The sequence below is a fragment of the Acinetobacter tibetensis genome (genome assembly GCF_023824315.1).
Taxonomy (GTDB): Bacteria; Pseudomonadota; Gammaproteobacteria; order Pseudomonadales; family Moraxellaceae; genus Acinetobacter; species Acinetobacter tibetensis.
This window is the reverse complement of the sequence record NZ_CP098732.1, coordinates 43,240-57,920: the sequence shown is the minus strand read 5'-3', so window position 1 is coordinate 57,920 and position 14,681 is coordinate 43,240. Positions and strand designations below refer to the sequence as shown.

The following is a 14,681-nucleotide window of genomic DNA, read 5'->3' as shown; positions in this document are numbered from 1 at the left end:
ATGGCTCGGTTTTTTATGCTATGAATTAATTGCTTTCCAATATCTATACCTTGAATTGAATCGGATCCCTTAAATAGATTTCCCTATTGTTCATACTTGTACACGCAAATCTTTGGTGGTATCCATCACCAATAAACTGGTAATCGAGGAAATGGAAGGAATCGTGCCCAAAACATCAGTATGAAATTTTTTATAGGATTTTATATCGGTTACCTCGACTCGGAGTAAATACTCGACCGCACCCGTAATGGTATGACACTCAGTAACCTCAGGTGTAGTCTCAATCACTTCTTCAAAGTGTTGCAAACATGCTTTGGAATGGCACGACAGTCCTATAGTCACATAGACAATTAATCCAATGCCTAAAAGTGATCGATCAATAATGGCTTTGTAGCCCTTAATCACCCCAATTTTTTCTAATTCCTGCACCCGACGCAAACATGCTGATGCGGACAAACCCACACGTTCAGCCAATTTAAGATTGGTTAAATGTGCATCGGCTTCCAATTCACACAATATTCTTCGGTCTAATCGGTCTAGTTCAATCATTTATTGCAAAACTATCTATTTTTAAGCTCAATATACAACCAAATTGCGTAATCTGAACAATAAAATGTTTTTTATTTATGATGCAAAATACATGTCCCCTTCTCTATTTATCTCTTATTTACTTTTTTGTTTGGTCATGACCAGTACCCCAGGGCCGAATAATGCCCTCGTGCTAATTTCAGGAGCGCGCTTTGGGCTTCAGAAAACCCTGCCTTTAATTCTGGGGATTGCCTTTGGTGTTGCCTTTCAACTGATGGCAATTGGTCTGGGACTTCATCAAATATTCCTACATTTTCCCCAACTCCAGTTTATTTTAAGTCTGATTGGGTCCGCCTATATTCTTTGGTTAGCATGGAAAATTGCGTCCAGTGGTCCACTCAACGCGTGTCTAGATGAAAAACCTGCAATGGGATTTTTACAAGGCGCTGTTTTCCAATGGCTAAATCCCAAGGCATGGATGATGTCTATCAGTACCATCTCAACCTACTTTGCTACCAGCCAACAATCCACCGACATTGCCTATGCCGCCTTCATTCTGATGTTGATCTCGATTCCATGCGTTGGTATTTGGGCAATCGCGGGAAATTTTTTACGTCAATTGTTAATGCAAGCTAAATTTGCTTTCATTTTTAATCTCAGTATGGCAATTGCATTACTCATCGCAGTTTTACCCGTATGTTTTCAATTCATCACATTACAGCCCTAATATTTGGTCTAGGTTTTTCTAAGCTAAAACCATTGTGAAGAACAACTGTAAAAAAAAGCAGCAACTGTGTACGCCATAGCGCACACAGCTTCCCGAGTTTTTCCACTATGTGCTGTGCAATGTTTTAAATATGATCAAGGATTGCGAATAGGATATTGCAAAACAAAGTTATTCTGGCCCGTAGAAAATACCCAAATTTCCACCATTACAACGGCTTAAAGCTGAATAAATCACCAATAAATGGATATTTTGGTATATATGTTGCTTTTATTTCAAAGCAAAAGGTGGAGTAAATTTGTCTTCGTCTTATTTTTTGAAATTTGATTTTTACGGATGCTAATATTTACGATGAAAAGCTGGCAAAAGAAAGTATTACTTTCAACAACGTTAATGCTGACAGCGCTTGGCAGCACAGTGCAAGCCAAAGAATGGAAAGTCATTCGTTTCGGTACGGAATCTGCTTACGCCCCTTTTGAATATAAAACCCCTGACAACAAATTGGTGGGTTTTGACATCGACCTAGGCAATGCCATTTGTGCCAAATTGAAAGCCAAATGTGTTTGGGTAGAAAATTCTTTTGACGGGATGATTCCTGCACTCAAAGCGAAGAAGTTCGATGGCATTTTATCTTCAATGACGGTCACTGCGGATCGCTCAAAACAGATTGCTTTCAGTAATAAAATTTACAACACTCCAACCCGCATGGTTGCGAAGAAAGGTTCTCCATTATTGCCAACCCCTGCATCTCTAAAAGGGAAGCGTGTGGGTGTACAACAAGGCACCATTCAAGAGAGTTATGCAAAAGCCTATTGGGCACCTAAAGGTGTCAATGTCGTGCCTTATCCAAACCAAGACGTCCTTTACCAAGACATGGTGTCAGGTCGTCTAGATGCAACATTACAAGATGCCATTATGGTTGATGGTGGCTTCCTTAAATCACCAAAAGGTAAAGCATTCGGCTTTGCAGGTGGCAACGTGGTAGATGCTAAAACCCTTGGCGTAGGTGCAGCAATTGGCTTACGTAAAGAAGATGTTGATTTGAAAAAGGACATTGATAAAGCTTTAGCCGCCATTATTGCCGATGGAACATACAAAAAACTCGAGAAAAAATACTTCTCCTTCAGTATTTATTGATGACAAAAATGTCGGTTTTAAACCGACATTTTTTATACACAACTGAATTTCATCAATATTCTATTTATAGTTTCTGTTCGGAGTAGATGAGTATGTTTTTGTCTGGTTATGGTCCCGTGTTGCTTGAAGGCACTTGGATGACCATACAGCTTGCATTGTTATCGCTATTACTATCCATCATGATTGGATTGATTGGTGCAAGTTCTAAACTCTCTAGTCTTAAATTTGTCCGCTATATTGCGACTGCCTACACCACCCTTATTCGAAGCGTTCCCGATCTGGTCATCATGCTGCTGCTATTTTATAGCTTGCAACTGGGGCTAAACTCGATTACCGAATCGTTGCAAATGGAACAAATTGATATTAATCCGTTTGTTGCAGGCGTAATTACCTTGGCATTTATTTATGGTGCGTATTTCACCGAAACGTTTCGTGGTGCATTTCAAGCAGTACCCAAGGGACAAATTGAAGCCGCTTATGCCTATGGCATGACTTCATTTCAAGTCTTTCGCCGCGTTTTGTTTCCGCAAATGATGCGTTTTGCCTTACCGGGTATTGGCAATAACTGGCAAGTTCTGATTAAAGCTACCGCACTGGTCTCACTCATTGGTTTAACCGATATTGTCAAAATTACTCAAGATGCAGGTCGTAGCACCATGCAGGTGTTTTACTTCAGTGTCATTGCCGCAGTGATTTATCTGGCGATCACCACCATTTCGAATTTAATTTTGATGTGGTTAGAACGTCGTTACTCGGTTGGTGTGAAAAAGGGACAACTATGATTGAAATTCTTCAACAATATTGGCAGTCATACCTTTGGACCGATGGTTTTCAAATGACAGGCGTGGCCATGACTGCATGGCTTTTGGTGCTCTCAATTGCGATTGGCTTTGTACTAGCAGTCCCGCTATCCATTGCCCGCGTATCAGAAAATCCATTTTTACGCCTGCCTGTTTGGTTCTATACCTATATATTTCGTGGCACGCCACTCTATGTGCAACTGCTCATTATTTACACAGGTATTTATAGCCTCGATTATATTCATGCCCATGAGCGTCTGGATGAATTCTTTCGCGAAGGGCTCAACTGCACCATTTTGGCTTTTGCGCTGAATACCGCAGCCTATACCACGGAAATTTTTGCAGGTGCGATTCGCTCTATTCCGTATGGCGAAATTGAAGCCGCCAAAGCCTTCGGCATGTCTCCGTGGAAACGTTATACCCGTATTATCATTCCATCCATGTTACGCCGTGCATTGCCATTTTATGGTAATGAAGTCATTTTAATGCTGCATGCCACCACCATTGCCTTTACCGCGACCGTGCCTGATATTTTGAAAATTGCACGAGATGTGAATGCGGCAACCTATGCCACGTTTGATGCTTTTGGCATTGCGGCAATCTTATATGCATGTTTGGCATTTATCTTGATTTGGATTTTTCGTAAATTGGAACAACGCTGGTTGGCATTTTTAAAACCATCGAATCATTAGGAGAAACATAGATGGAAAACTCAGCAAAACTGGTGATTCGTGATTTACATAAAACCTTCGGGGACAATGAAGTCCTAAAAGGTGTATCTCTAAATGCTAACGCAGGCGATGTCATTAGTATTATTGGTTCTTCGGGTTCAGGAAAAAGTACATTCCTACGCTGCATCAACTTCTTAGAGCAACCCAGTCAGGGTTCCATTCAACTGAATGGCGAGCAACTCAATACCGTACTGGACAAATCAGGCAATTTGAAAGCGACCAGTCCAAAACAGTTACAAAAAATGCGCACCCAACTGATGATGGTGTTTCAGCATTTTAATTTATGGTCACATATGACTGTACTGGAAAACATCGTGGAAGGGCCGATTCATGTCTTGGGTTTAAAACGTGCCGAAGCTGAAGAACGTGCGCGCAAATATTTAAGAAAAGTGGGACTGGCTGAAAGTGTAGAAGGTAAATATCCATCTTTCTTATCGGGTGGACAACAGCAACGGGTGGCCATTGCACGTGCATTGGCGATGGAACCTGAAGTCATGTTGTTTGATGAGCCGACCAGTGCTTTAGACCCTGAACTGGTGGGTGAAGTATTGAAGGTCATGCAAAGTCTGGCAGAAGAAGGGCGAACCATGATTGTGGTGACCCATGAAATGGGCTTTGCTCGCCATGTCTCCAACCATGTGATTTTCTTGCATCAAGGTAAAATTGAAGAACAAGGTGACCCTAAAGAAGTCTTGATCAATCCCAAAAGTGAACGACTGAAACAGTTCCTTGAAGGCAATTTTAAATAAATGCTTTGTAGGTTACAGCTTACAAAGATTCAGGAAGATGTCTTCTAGATCAGGTTGAATATTTTTCATATGATGGAGACATAGAGAACAGGATGTTCCAAAACATAAAACAATAATGATAAGTGACACCACTAGGATGTGAGGTACGACAGGAGTTATACCTAAGCAGCGCATACGAAAAAAGCCCGACAGGATGTCGGGCTTTTTTTATTTGGACTACAGCCTTATTGCTGCTGTTGTTCTTGCATCCAACGGCGTTGTTGTAAACGCTCGCCTTCCACTTCACGTTTATTACGCGCAGATTCGTACAACTTGGTGCCTTTCAATTCTGGAGGCAAATAGTCTTGCATTACAAAATGTTCAGGGTAGTTATGCGGATATAAATAGTCCACCCCATAGCCTTGCTGTTTCATCAGTTTGGTCGGTGCATTGCGTAAATGTAATGGCACTGGCAAATTCGCCGTTTTTTCTGCCAAATCGAGGGCTTTATTGATTGCCAGATAAGTACTGTTGCTTTTGGCACTGGTTGCCAAATACACGGCACATTGTCCTAAAATAATCCGTGCTTCAGGCATACCGACCGCTTGCACCGAACGGAAACATTCTCCAGCCAAAAGCAAGGCATTCGGATTGGAGTTGCCGATATCTTCCGAAGAGGCAATCAGCATGCGACGCGCAATAAATACGGGGTCTTCTCCCCCTTTCAGCATCCGTGCCATCCAATATAAAGCCGCGTCTGGATCACTACCGCGAATCGACTTAATAAAGGCCGAAACCAAGTCATAATGCTGTTCACCCGATTTGTCATACCGCGCAATATTTTGCTGTGCAACACGCACGACAATGGCATTGTTGATGACATTTTCAACGTCTGCTTCAAAGGTACTGGCAATTAGGTCGAGTAAATTCAGTGCCTTGCGTGCATCACCTGCGGCAAACTGCAATAAGGCATCAAATTCTTCAATTTGAATATAACGTTGTTTTAAAAAATGATCTTGTTGTATCGCACGTTGAATCAGTTCCTGAATAGCCTCATTACTGAGCACATTTAAGGTATAAACCTGACAGCGTGACAATAAGGCGCTGTTGACTTCAAAGGAGGGGTTTTCTGTGGTCGCACCAATCAGCGTAATCTTGCCCTTTTCCACCGCATTCAATAAAGCATCTTGCTGTGATTTGTTGAAACGGTGAATTTCGTCAATAAACACCACAGGGGTGAGTAAATCACCACTTTCTGCAATGATTTCCCGTAATTCTTTCACACCCGTATTTAATGCCGACAGACTGACAAAGGGACGATCAACCGCTTGTGCCAACAACAAGGCAATCGTGGTTTTACCAACACCCGGCGGTCCCCAGAAAATAATCGACGGCAAGTGCCCCTGATCAATCATTTGACGTAATGGTGCTTGCTCTCCCAATAAGTGATCTTGCCCAATAATTTCAGACAAATCACGAGGACGAAGACGTTCTGGAAGCGGAATCTGGGTGTCTGACATATGGTTATTTCAGCCAATGAAGGTGGTTCTAGTCTACACTGGAATGCCAAGCAGACTGAATAGCTGAATGCTGAAGATGCCATTAGAATAGATGGTAATTTAAAATATCCAACAATGACGCTGCAAACATTTGTCCATGACTTAAATTTGGATAAAGCAACAGTTTGCTTTGTACCCCTTGTTGTTGAAAATGTGCAATCACATCTCGATTCTCTTGCACAGTTCTCGGATTAAAATTTGGGCTTTTTGTCGCAGGATGATGTTGTGCTAAATCCCCTTCCATAATCCATAAAGCTTGGGTCTGATCATGCGACACTGTCTTCCTTTGCATATTTTTCAGAATACGGCCATCCGCCCACGACAAAGACGGACTTGCAGCAAAATAATGGCTGAAGTATTGAGCGTGCATCAAACTATCTAATACAAATAGCCCGCCATAAGAATGTCCCCATAAAGCTTGCCGTTGAGGATCTAATTTAATCTGTCCAGCCACCCAAGGTTGAATTTGGCTGAATAAGACTTCACGGAATTCTGCACTGCCCCCACTTAAGCGCTCAGGTCGACGGGGATCTGCTGTAATTTTTCCAGTTTCATCTGTTGGGGTATAATCGAAAGCACGTGCTGCTGTATCAAAAGGCAAGTTGGTGTCATAGCCAATTGCAACCAAAACTGGCGCTTCACGCCTTGCCAAATGCTGCAATACATCTTCAGACAAATAAGACATCGCCGAATTACCGTCGAGCATGAATAATGCAGGAGAGACTCTTGCTGTTTGTTGGCGCGGAAGACCTAACCAGACTTTATAACGACGCTGCTGATCGGCAGATTGGAAATAGTTCACCTGAAACTGATAGTAGGCAGAGCCCTGTTCTGCAATATTGGCTTTTAACGGGGCTAAATTCGGTTTTGCCTGCACTTCTGCATGGATCAGTAAGCTAAAGCCACATACCAGCAACAGTGCAGACTTGTATGAGAAATGAAACACGACCAGACCTCTACAACCCACAAAGAGATCAAATAATATCTGTATTAAGAATCATTATCAATTAAACATCTTGTTTTATCTGTGGGTTAACGTACCCAACGCACAATATATTCATCAATCTGTTCTTCATCGACTTCGGTCTCAGAGATACAACGACCTGCTGCCGATTTTCTGGCTTGAATGACACTCTGCCGCGAATCTGTATTTAAATAATGCCATGAAGGTAAACTTTTTCCTTCATTTAAACGCCGATATGCACAACTCGCAGGCAACCAATGAATCTGTCTTAATTTCTCTGGCGTCAATTGAATACAATCTGGGACATAATCTAAGCGTTCAGGATAGTTGCTACAACGTGCAGTTGTACAATCCAGTAGTTTGCACGCGACTTTGGTATACGCAACTTCTTGCGTATCTTCATCCTCTAATTTCACCAGGCAGCATAAGCCACAACCATCGCATAAAGCCTCCCACTCTTGAGTAGTCAGAGCTTCAAGCGGATATTTTTTCCAGAACTGCGGGCGTAATTCACTAGACATGGTGGGCAAAAACTAAAAATAACATCATTATTATATCAATAAATTCCTGCAACAATGCAGCAATCTCTTTTACGTTAAATCATAGACTTACTCAAATATGCGAACATTTTTTAGACAAAAGATCAACATTCTAAAGGTTCACCCGAACCTATACTGAGTGCAAGACAACAACAACATGGAGAAAACTTATGTTCCGTTGGGCGATTATTTTTGCAGTGATTGCATTAATTGCAAGCTTACTCGGCTTTGGTGGTGTTGCAGGGCTATCCAAAGACTTTGCGGTGATCTTATTGGTCGTTGCCGTCATTTTAGCTATCGTTGGCTTCATCTCTAGAGGGAAAGTTTAGAATACGGTCATTAAATGTACTTCATAAAAAAAGAAGGATTTTTCCTTCTTTTTTTATGCTTAAACGGATAATTTAAGCATAAAAATTCCACGTTTTACTCATATTTTTTTATTTTCATCCAATGAAAAATTTTATTAGTTTATTTTAATTTCAATAACTTAATCCAATTAAGAAAAATAGACAGATGTTTTTTTACACTTCTTCCGCGCCATGACATTATTTTTTCAAAATCATGGATTATTTTATGCTTTAATCATTCAATTCTCGTACTCAATAATACTAAGGACTAAGGGATGACCACCAATATTCAAACTCGTGAAATCGAATATACTGCCGCAGATGGTACGCGCTTAATTGGATATTTTGCTGCACCAAGCACGGCTAAACCGGTTGCAGGTGTTTTGGTTGCACCTGAATGGTGGGGACGCAATGAATACACAGAACAACGTGCACGCGAACTGGCCGAACACGGTTATGCAGCCTTTGCCATTGATATGTATGGCGATAAAAATGTGACTACATCTGCGGCGCAAGCCAACGAATGGATGATGCAAACCTTCCAAGCGCCAGACACCATTGTGACTCGTGCGTCAGCAGGTTTAGCGACTTTGGCTGCACAAACTGAGGTAAATGCAGATAAACTGGCTGCCATTGGCTTCTGTTATGGAGGTAAAGTTATTTTGGATTTAGCACGTTCGGGTGCTGAACTGAAAGCTGTCGTGACCTTCCACGCCAACCTGTCAGCACAAGCGCCTGCCCAAGCAGGTCAAGTCAAAGCTGAAATTTTGGTCTTACACGGTGAACTCGATAGCATGGTCAGCTTAGATGATGTTGCGCATTTCCGTGAAGAAATGTATGCGGCTCAAGTCCCACATGACGTCATTGTCTTTGAAGATGCAAAACATGGTTTTAGTAACCCACAAGCAGATGAAAGAGCCAAAGCCAATGGTGTAGACTTAGGCTATAATGCTGAGGCGGAACGACAAGGGCTTGAAGCCATGTATGAACTACTACAACGTCGTTTGGCTGAATAAAAAAATAGAAACGCGGATGTTGGCTTTATCCAACATCATTTTTGAATTTGAATACTTTATTAAGAGGACAAGATAATGACTGAGAACAACTGCCCATACTGCAATTTTGATGAGTTTGATATCATTGATAAAAATGAGTTTGGTGTGATTCTACCTGAGCCAAATGCACTCTCTAAAGGACATTGCGTCATTATCCCTCTACGCCATGTCAGCTCTTTCTTTGATGTCACTGACAAAGAACGTAAAAGTTTAATGTCACTTTTAGAACTGGCTCGCAATGAACTACAGCTTCGTCATCAACCTACCGGTTTTCACGTCGGCTTTAACGATGGCTCCGTGTTTGGTGAAGCATCTGAACATTTGCACATCCACATTATCCCTCGTTACGATGACCAACCGCTAAAACTCGATGCGCGTTGGGGAATGTTAAGCGAAGCTTAATCTGCCACCATAAAAAAATGATGCGATCGCATCATTTTTTTATGCCTAAATTTCCTGTCGGGACTCAGCAAAAATCAGTACGGCTCCGCTATACTAAGTCGCTTGAAATTGTATAGAGTTCACATGTCTTCGTTTTCTTTCTCAGATGCACTATTAGCTTGGTTCGATCTGCATGGTCGACATGACCTGCCTTGGCAAGTGGTAGATAATCCTTACCAAGTATGGGTTTCTGAGATTATGCTGCAACAGACACAAGTCAAAACCGTACTCCAATATTTTGCACGTTTTGTGCAACGCTTCCCCACTGTTGAAGATTTAGGTCAAGCATCTTGGGATGATGTTGCTCCTTACTGGGCAGGTTTAGGCTACTATGCGCGTGCGCGTAATCTGCATAAGGCCGCAGCAATTGTGGCACAACAAGGTCATTTCCCTACCAGCTTAGAAGAATGGATGGCACTGCCAGGCATCGGACGCTCTACGGCGGGTGCATTAATGTCCTTGGGATTACGACAATATGGCGTGATTATGGATGGCAACGTAAAACGCGTACTCGCCCGTTTCTTTGCCATTGAAAATGATCTCAGCAAACCAATCCATGAACGTGCCCTGTGGCAACTGGCGGAACAACTCTGCCCAGAACAACGGAATCATGACTATACCCAAGCCATTATGGACTTAGGGGCAACCATCTGTACCCCCAAAAAACCGCTATGTCTGTATTGCCCAATGCAGCAACATTGCAAAGCTCATCAACAAGGCTTAGAAACTGAACTACCGTATAAAAAGCCCAAGAAAGCGGTTCCTGTGAAATCGGCACAAGTCATGGTATTGCAATGCCAAGATCAATGGCTATGGTTACAGCGCCCCAATTCTGGGTTGTGGGGCGGATTATGGAGTCTCCCCATCTATGACGATGGTACTGAATTGACTCGAACCACACAAATGTTAGGTCTAAAACCAAACAGCAATAGTGCGCAAATCTCACATAGTTTTACTCATTTTACCTGGTTACTTGAGGCGATTTGTTTCCACGTGGAACCAGAACAAAAAGAGCATATTGCAATTGAACTCTCAGGCACATGGTACACGCCACAAAAAGCTACACAAATGGGGCTGCCTACAGCCATGAAAAAATTGATCTCTGCCTTATAGATATGACATAGTCTGAAACTGAAAGTTTAGCTTCTTGAAAATCACAATAATCAAAAGGAAAAATTGTGCTTCGTCAGTTTGCGATTAGCAGTTTAACAATCAGTTTTTTGGTACTCACTGCCTGTACGTCGACACCCAAGAAAACAGGCTCTGGGCTGCCGCCCTCCACTGTTCAAGACCTACAACGCACGCCGCTTAAATCGAACTTACCGATTCCTGTACAAAATATTAAAACCAAACAATTGAGCGATACATGGGGCGCTTCACGCAGTCAGGGACGTCGACATGAAGGTATCGACATTATGGCTCCACGTGGAACCAAAGTGTATAGCACTACCGATGGATTAATTGCTGACTTACGCGATAACAATTTGGGTGGTAAAGTAATTTGGGTGTTGGGGCCCAGTGGCTCTTGGCATTATTATGCACACTTAAATGAGCACAAACGTGGACTGGCCGTTGGAGATTATGTCAAAAAAGGTGATCTGATTGGCTATGTAGGCAACACCGGAAATGCTCGGCATACTGCACCCCATTTGCATTATGGCATTTATTTAGAAGGCAAAGGCCGCGGTGCAGTCAATCCTTTTCCATATTTACGTTAATTTTTTTAGGAAATACACATGTCTGAAGTGTTGATGAATCGTCTGGTTGAATTTGCAGAATCAGGCAATCAACAAAAAATTGTGGTTGCAGGACAAAGCTATCAGGGCTGGGTCATGGAAATTACCGAAGATGCCCTGTTGATTAGTACAGGTTTTGCAGACAAATCAGGCAAAGATTTCTGGATTTCGTTTAACGACTTACAACATGCCACCTTATTCTATTGGAACAACAAAACAGACCAATGGGTAGACTTCACTTTATAAATCGACAACAACATAGAGAGGAACAATGACTAAACAACGCTGTGGCTGGTGTACCGAGGATCCTCTCTACATTGCCTACCATGATCATGAATGGGGGCAACCTGTGCATGACGAACAACATTTGTTTGAAATGCTTTGTCTCGAAGGACAGCAAGCAGGTCTCTCTTGGATTACCGTACTGAAAAAACGGGAAAGTTATCGCCAGCATTTTTTTCAGCATCCGATTCAACAGATTGCTGCGCTGAGCGATGCCGAGCTTGAAGCCAAATTACAAGATGCTGGACTCATTCGACACATTGGCAAACTACATGCCATTCGAGAGAATGCCCGGGCTTGGCAAAGTCTGAAACAACAAGAAAATGTCGTGGATTGGTTGTGGAGTTTTGTCAGCCACACCCCTATTCTGAATGCTGTGCCCAACTATAAAACAGCACCTGCACAAACTGAGATTAGCCAACAAATGTCCAAAGCCTTAAAGAAAAAGGGCTTCAAGTTTGTGGGGCCAACCACCTGTTATGCCTTTATGCAAGCCGTGGGTATGGTCGATGATCACGAAGACCATTGCCCTGCCAAAAATACAAAAAATAGCCCCCATAAATAAGAGGATGACGTCATGAGTAATAATCTGATCAATGGCTATGCCGCCCTACACGCAGGCGAAGCACTGGTCCCCTTTCAATTTGATGCAGGCGAACTTCAAGCCCATCAAGTTGAAATTAAAGTGGAATATTGTGGACTCTGTCATTCTGATGTTTCAGTGATTGGCAACGAATGGGGGAATTCCGTTTACCCTGTAATCGCAGGGCATGAAGTCATTGGCACTATTTTAAGAATGGGTTCTGAAGCCAAAGGACTACAGATAGGTCAACGTGTAGGGTTGGGTTGGACTGCGGAAAGCTGTCAATACTGTGATCCATGTGTAGCTGGACAGCCTGTATTATGTAGCAGTGGCAGCACTGCGACCATTGTGGGTCATGCTGGTGGCTTTGCCGATAAAGTCCGAGCGGCATGGCAATGGGTCATTCCGCTACCAGAAGACTTAGATCCAGAAAGTGCAGGTCCTCTGCTCTGTGGAGGGATTACCGTATTTGACCCTTTACTTAAGCATAATATTCAAGCCACCCATCATGTCGGTGTGATTGGTATTGGTGGCTTGGGGCATATCGCGATTAAGTTACTCAAAGCGTGGGGCTGTGAAATAACCGCTTTTACTTCAAGTCTGGACAAGACCGATGAACTTAAAGCGATGGGTGCAGACCATGTGGTAAATAGCCGCGATGTAGATGCACTGAAAACCCAACGAGGCAAATTTGATCTGTTGCTCAGTACGGTTAATGTCACGCTGAATTGGCCTGCGTATATCAGTACACTGGCACCCAATGGCACCATACATCTGTTAGGACTACCCTTAGAGCCGATCAAGTTTAATGCGGGTAGCCTGATTGGTGGAGCAAAGTCGATTACAGGCTCACCCACAGGTTCACCTGCTGCATTACGTCAACTGCTTAAGTTCGCTGCGCGTAAAAACATTGCGCCACAAATTGAATTGTTCCCAATGTCACAACTGAATCAGGCGATAGAGCGTTTGCACTCAGGCCAAGCCCGTTATCGCATTGTGCTTCAAGCCGACTTCGAATCAAGCACAACATAAGCCAATTGTCGCCGAGTCCAAGCCGCCAAGCATTCAATTGCTTGGCGAATCTCGGCGGATAATTCATGACCTGCATTCAGGCGGATGCAATTTTTATAACGCTGCTCTTCTCCAAAAACGATACCAGGCACAATGCTAATGCCTTGCTGTTGGGCATAATGATACATATCCAAACTATGAATGACTTCAGGCAACTGTAACCACAAAGCATAGCCTCCTTTGGGTTGATTCAAGCGAATGTCTATACCTGAAAAAGCCTGTATTAAAAATTGCCGATATTGCTCGACCTGCTGCATTAAACAAGGTTTTAAACGGTTTAAATGCTCTCGATAGGCACGGCTATAAATCAGATCAGCCAAGCCCAATTGTAAGGGAGTATTCACCGCAACATGTCGAGTCAGAAGTTGCGCACGTAAATGGTTTAAACGTGACGGCATGCAAAACCATCCCACCCGATAAGCAGTAGATAAGGATTTGGAAACCGAGCCACAGTAAATGACATAACCCTGTCGATCCCAGTATTGAATCGGCAATGGACGTTTTAAATCAAAACTACATTCGGCATAAATATCATCCTCGATCACATAGCACTGATATTGAGCTGCCAACTGAGCAATTTTTTCCTTTTCTGCAGGGCTTAAACAAAAACCCAGAGGGTTCTGAAAATTGGCTGTGAGTAAGCAGGCTTTCGCCCCCGAATCACGCATCGCCTGTTCAAATCGATTCAGGTCAAAGCCATTGGCATGCGCTGGAACTTCCACAATTTTACGATTCAGACTCGCCAACAATTGCAACTGCCCGTTAAAGTTGGGTGTCGGTACAATAATACTATCGCCTTCTTGGGTGATAGTTTGAATCACCACCGACAAAGCAGGCATGCAACCATTGCTGATATAAATATCTTCGGGTGCCATGTAAATGCCATCTTCCGCCCAATGTGCCGACAAAGCCTCTCTTAAACGTCGATGTCCCTGTTTATCACTATACAAAAAATCTTCAGGTTTACTGTGTTTCAGCGCACGTTGAATAGAACGGCGGAGTGCCTCTATAGGTACTAAATTTGGTGAAAGTTGAATAGAACCCAAGTGAATCATTTGGTCATGAATGGAGGCCTCTTGAATTTCTATTTGTAGTTCTAGATTAGAAACGTCTCGCGCCGTCACCGCAAAATCGACATGCTGTGGCACGGCCACCGCCAAAGCTTGTGGTTGCACAAAGTAGCCTGCTTGAGGTTTTGCCGTAATTAAGCCTTGTGCCTCTAATAGTTCATAACAACTTTTGGCTGTATTGAGACTGACCTGTTGCGACTGGGCAAACTGACGCAACGAACTCAAGCGCTGCCCTGCTCCCAATTCTCCCGCATAAATTTTCTGTGCCAACTGGTGTGCCAAATCACGATATTGAATGCCCATCACTGTACTCATTTTTTAATATATTTTGTATCTGTAACCAAGAATACACCCTGCCTATGCTAGGCGTACAGTTCATTTTTATT

General features: G+C 42.9%; 18 protein-coding genes. 13 read left to right on the top strand and 5 right to left on the bottom strand.

Going from position 1 to position 14,681, the window contains the following annotated elements; all coding sequences use genetic code 11:
- Positions 1–90: 90 nt before the first annotated feature.
- Positions 91–549, bottom strand: a complete 459-nt coding sequence (locus tag M5E07_RS00265) for an Lrp/AsnC family transcriptional regulator (protein WP_116762174.1) — start codon at positions 547–549, stop codon at positions 91–93.
- A gap of 136 nt (positions 550–685) precedes the next feature.
- On the opposite strand from M5E07_RS00265, the gene M5E07_RS00260 reads away from it, so the two are divergent.
- The 5 genes from M5E07_RS00260 to M5E07_RS00240 all read left to right on the top strand — a co-directional run bounded on the left by M5E07_RS00260 (position 686) and on the right by M5E07_RS00240 (position 4,669).
- A complete protein-coding gene (locus tag M5E07_RS00260; RefSeq protein ID WP_252220900.1) occupies positions 686–1,255 on the top strand; it encodes a LysE family translocator in 570 nt (189 codons plus the stop codon).
- A 348-nt stretch (positions 1,256–1,603) separates the two neighbouring features.
- Positions 1,604–2,389 (top strand): ABC transporter substrate-binding protein, encoded by a 786-nt coding sequence (locus tag M5E07_RS00255; protein ID WP_116762176.1) that lies wholly within the window; start codon positions 1,604–1,606, stop codon positions 2,387–2,389.
- A 92-nt stretch (positions 2,390–2,481) separates the two neighbouring features.
- On the top strand, positions 2,482–3,171 hold the full coding sequence (locus M5E07_RS00250; protein WP_016168902.1) for an ABC transporter permease: 690 nt from the start codon (positions 2,482–2,484) through the stop codon (positions 3,169–3,171).
- Complete coding sequence (locus tag M5E07_RS00245) at positions 3,168–3,881, top strand: ABC transporter permease (protein WP_252220898.1); 714 nt, start codon at positions 3,168–3,170, stop codon at positions 3,879–3,881. Before M5E07_RS00250 ends, M5E07_RS00245 begins: the two co-directional genes overlap by 4 nt.
- A gap of 11 nt (positions 3,882–3,892) precedes the next feature.
- Positions 3,893–4,669, top strand: a complete 777-nt coding sequence (locus M5E07_RS00240; RefSeq protein WP_016168904.1) for an ABC transporter ATP-binding protein — start codon at positions 3,893–3,895, stop codon at positions 4,667–4,669.
- A gap of 224 nt (positions 4,670–4,893) precedes the next feature.
- Here the strand turns inward: M5E07_RS00240 and M5E07_RS00235 are convergent, their stop codons facing one another.
- The 3 genes from M5E07_RS00235 to M5E07_RS00225 all read right to left on the bottom strand — a co-directional run bounded on the left by M5E07_RS00235 (position 4,894) and on the right by M5E07_RS00225 (position 7,692).
- Positions 4,894–6,168: a replication-associated recombination protein A gene (locus M5E07_RS00235; protein ID WP_252220896.1), complete on the bottom strand. Its 1,275-nt coding sequence runs from the start codon at positions 6,166–6,168 to the stop codon at positions 4,894–4,896.
- 82 nt (positions 6,169–6,250) lie between these two features.
- Positions 6,251–7,159 carry an alpha/beta hydrolase gene (locus M5E07_RS00230; protein WP_434087801.1) on the bottom strand — a complete coding sequence of 303 codons (909 nt, stop codon included), beginning with the start codon at positions 7,157–7,159 and terminating at the stop codon, positions 6,251–6,253.
- A gap of 80 nt (positions 7,160–7,239) precedes the next feature.
- Complete coding sequence (locus M5E07_RS00225) at positions 7,240–7,692, bottom strand: YcgN family cysteine cluster protein (protein ID WP_252220887.1); 453 nt, start codon at positions 7,690–7,692, stop codon at positions 7,240–7,242.
- A 188-nt stretch (positions 7,693–7,880) separates the two neighbouring features.
- Between M5E07_RS00225 and M5E07_RS00220 the strand changes: the two genes are divergently transcribed.
- The 8 genes from M5E07_RS00220 to ahr all read left to right on the top strand — a co-directional run bounded on the left by M5E07_RS00220 (position 7,881) and on the right by ahr (position 13,186).
- A complete protein-coding gene (locus M5E07_RS00220; RefSeq protein WP_004776391.1) occupies positions 7,881–8,039 on the top strand; it encodes a DUF1328 domain-containing protein in 159 nt (52 codons plus the stop codon).
- A gap of 293 nt (positions 8,040–8,332) precedes the next feature.
- The gene (locus M5E07_RS00215) at positions 8,333–9,073 is read left to right on the top strand and encodes a dienelactone hydrolase family protein (RefSeq protein WP_252220885.1); all 741 of its coding nucleotides are present in this window, start codon (positions 8,333–8,335) and stop codon (positions 9,071–9,073) included.
- A 75-nt stretch (positions 9,074–9,148) separates the two neighbouring features.
- Complete coding sequence (locus tag M5E07_RS00210; protein WP_116762188.1) at positions 9,149–9,514, top strand: HIT family protein; 366 nt, start codon at positions 9,149–9,151, stop codon at positions 9,512–9,514.
- Between the two features lie 123 nt (positions 9,515–9,637).
- Positions 9,638–10,666, top strand: a complete 1,029-nt coding sequence (gene mutY / locus M5E07_RS00205; protein WP_252220883.1) for an A/G-specific adenine glycosylase — start codon at positions 9,638–9,640, stop codon at positions 10,664–10,666.
- 65 nt (positions 10,667–10,731) lie between these two features.
- On the top strand, positions 10,732–11,271 hold the full coding sequence (locus M5E07_RS00200) for a M23 family metallopeptidase (RefSeq protein ID WP_252220881.1): 540 nt from the start codon (positions 10,732–10,734) through the stop codon (positions 11,269–11,271).
- A gap of 18 nt (positions 11,272–11,289) precedes the next feature.
- Positions 11,290–11,535 carry a hypothetical protein gene (locus M5E07_RS00195; RefSeq protein WP_116762194.1) on the top strand — a complete coding sequence of 82 codons (246 nt, stop codon included), beginning with the start codon at positions 11,290–11,292 and terminating at the stop codon, positions 11,533–11,535.
- 25 nt (positions 11,536–11,560) lie between these two features.
- Complete coding sequence (locus M5E07_RS00190; protein WP_252220878.1) at positions 11,561–12,136, top strand: DNA-3-methyladenine glycosylase I; 576 nt, start codon at positions 11,561–11,563, stop codon at positions 12,134–12,136.
- Between the two features lie 12 nt (positions 12,137–12,148).
- On the top strand, positions 12,149–13,186 hold the full coding sequence (gene ahr / locus M5E07_RS00185) for an NADPH-dependent aldehyde reductase Ahr (protein ID WP_116762198.1): 1,038 nt from the start codon (positions 12,149–12,151) through the stop codon (positions 13,184–13,186).
- On the opposite strand, the gene M5E07_RS00180 is transcribed toward ahr, so the two are convergent.
- Entirely contained in the window at positions 13,156–14,598 is a 1,443-nt protein-coding gene (locus tag M5E07_RS00180; RefSeq protein WP_252220869.1) for an aminotransferase-like domain-containing protein, read from the bottom strand. The two genes, ahr and M5E07_RS00180, sit on opposite strands and share 31 nt — an antisense overlap.
- Between the last annotated feature and the right edge of the window lie 83 nt (positions 14,599–14,681).

Excerpts from the sequence above, each read along its gene's own strand:
- M5E07_RS00265 (WP_116762174.1), bottom strand. The coding sequence starts at position 549 with ATGATTGAACTAGACCGATTAGACCGAAGAATATTGTGTGAATTGGAA.
- M5E07_RS00260 (WP_252220900.1), top strand. The coding sequence starts at position 686 with ATGACCAGTACCCCAGGGCCGAATAATGCCCTCGTGCTAATTTCAGGA.
- M5E07_RS00255 (WP_116762176.1), top strand. The coding sequence starts at position 1,604 with ATGAAAAGCTGGCAAAAGAAAGTATTACTTTCAACAACGTTAATGCTG.
- M5E07_RS00250 (WP_016168902.1), top strand. The coding sequence starts at position 2,482 with ATGTTTTTGTCTGGTTATGGTCCCGTGTTGCTTGAAGGCACTTGGATG.
- M5E07_RS00245 (WP_252220898.1), top strand. The coding sequence starts at position 3,168 with ATGATTGAAATTCTTCAACAATATTGGCAGTCATACCTTTGGACCGAT.
- M5E07_RS00240 (WP_016168904.1), top strand. The coding sequence starts at position 3,893 with ATGGAAAACTCAGCAAAACTGGTGATTCGTGATTTACATAAAACCTTC.
- M5E07_RS00235 (WP_252220896.1), bottom strand. The coding sequence starts at position 6,168 with ATGTCAGACACCCAGATTCCGCTTCCAGAACGTCTTCGTCCTCGTGAT.
- M5E07_RS00225 (WP_252220887.1), bottom strand. The coding sequence starts at position 7,692 with ATGTCTAGTGAATTACGCCCGCAGTTCTGGAAAAAATATCCGCTTGAA.
- M5E07_RS00220 (WP_004776391.1), top strand. The coding sequence starts at position 7,881 with ATGTTCCGTTGGGCGATTATTTTTGCAGTGATTGCATTAATTGCAAGC.
- M5E07_RS00215 (WP_252220885.1), top strand. The coding sequence starts at position 8,333 with ATGACCACCAATATTCAAACTCGTGAAATCGAATATACTGCCGCAGAT.
- M5E07_RS00210 (WP_116762188.1), top strand. The coding sequence starts at position 9,149 with ATGACTGAGAACAACTGCCCATACTGCAATTTTGATGAGTTTGATATC.
- mutY (WP_252220883.1), top strand. The coding sequence starts at position 9,638 with ATGTCTTCGTTTTCTTTCTCAGATGCACTATTAGCTTGGTTCGATCTG.
- M5E07_RS00195 (WP_116762194.1), top strand. The coding sequence starts at position 11,290 with ATGTCTGAAGTGTTGATGAATCGTCTGGTTGAATTTGCAGAATCAGGC.
- M5E07_RS00190 (WP_252220878.1), top strand. The coding sequence starts at position 11,561 with ATGACTAAACAACGCTGTGGCTGGTGTACCGAGGATCCTCTCTACATT.
- ahr (WP_116762198.1), top strand. The coding sequence starts at position 12,149 with ATGAGTAATAATCTGATCAATGGCTATGCCGCCCTACACGCAGGCGAA.
- M5E07_RS00180 (WP_252220869.1), bottom strand. The coding sequence starts at position 14,598 with ATGGGCATTCAATATCGTGATTTGGCACACCAGTTGGCACAGAAAATT.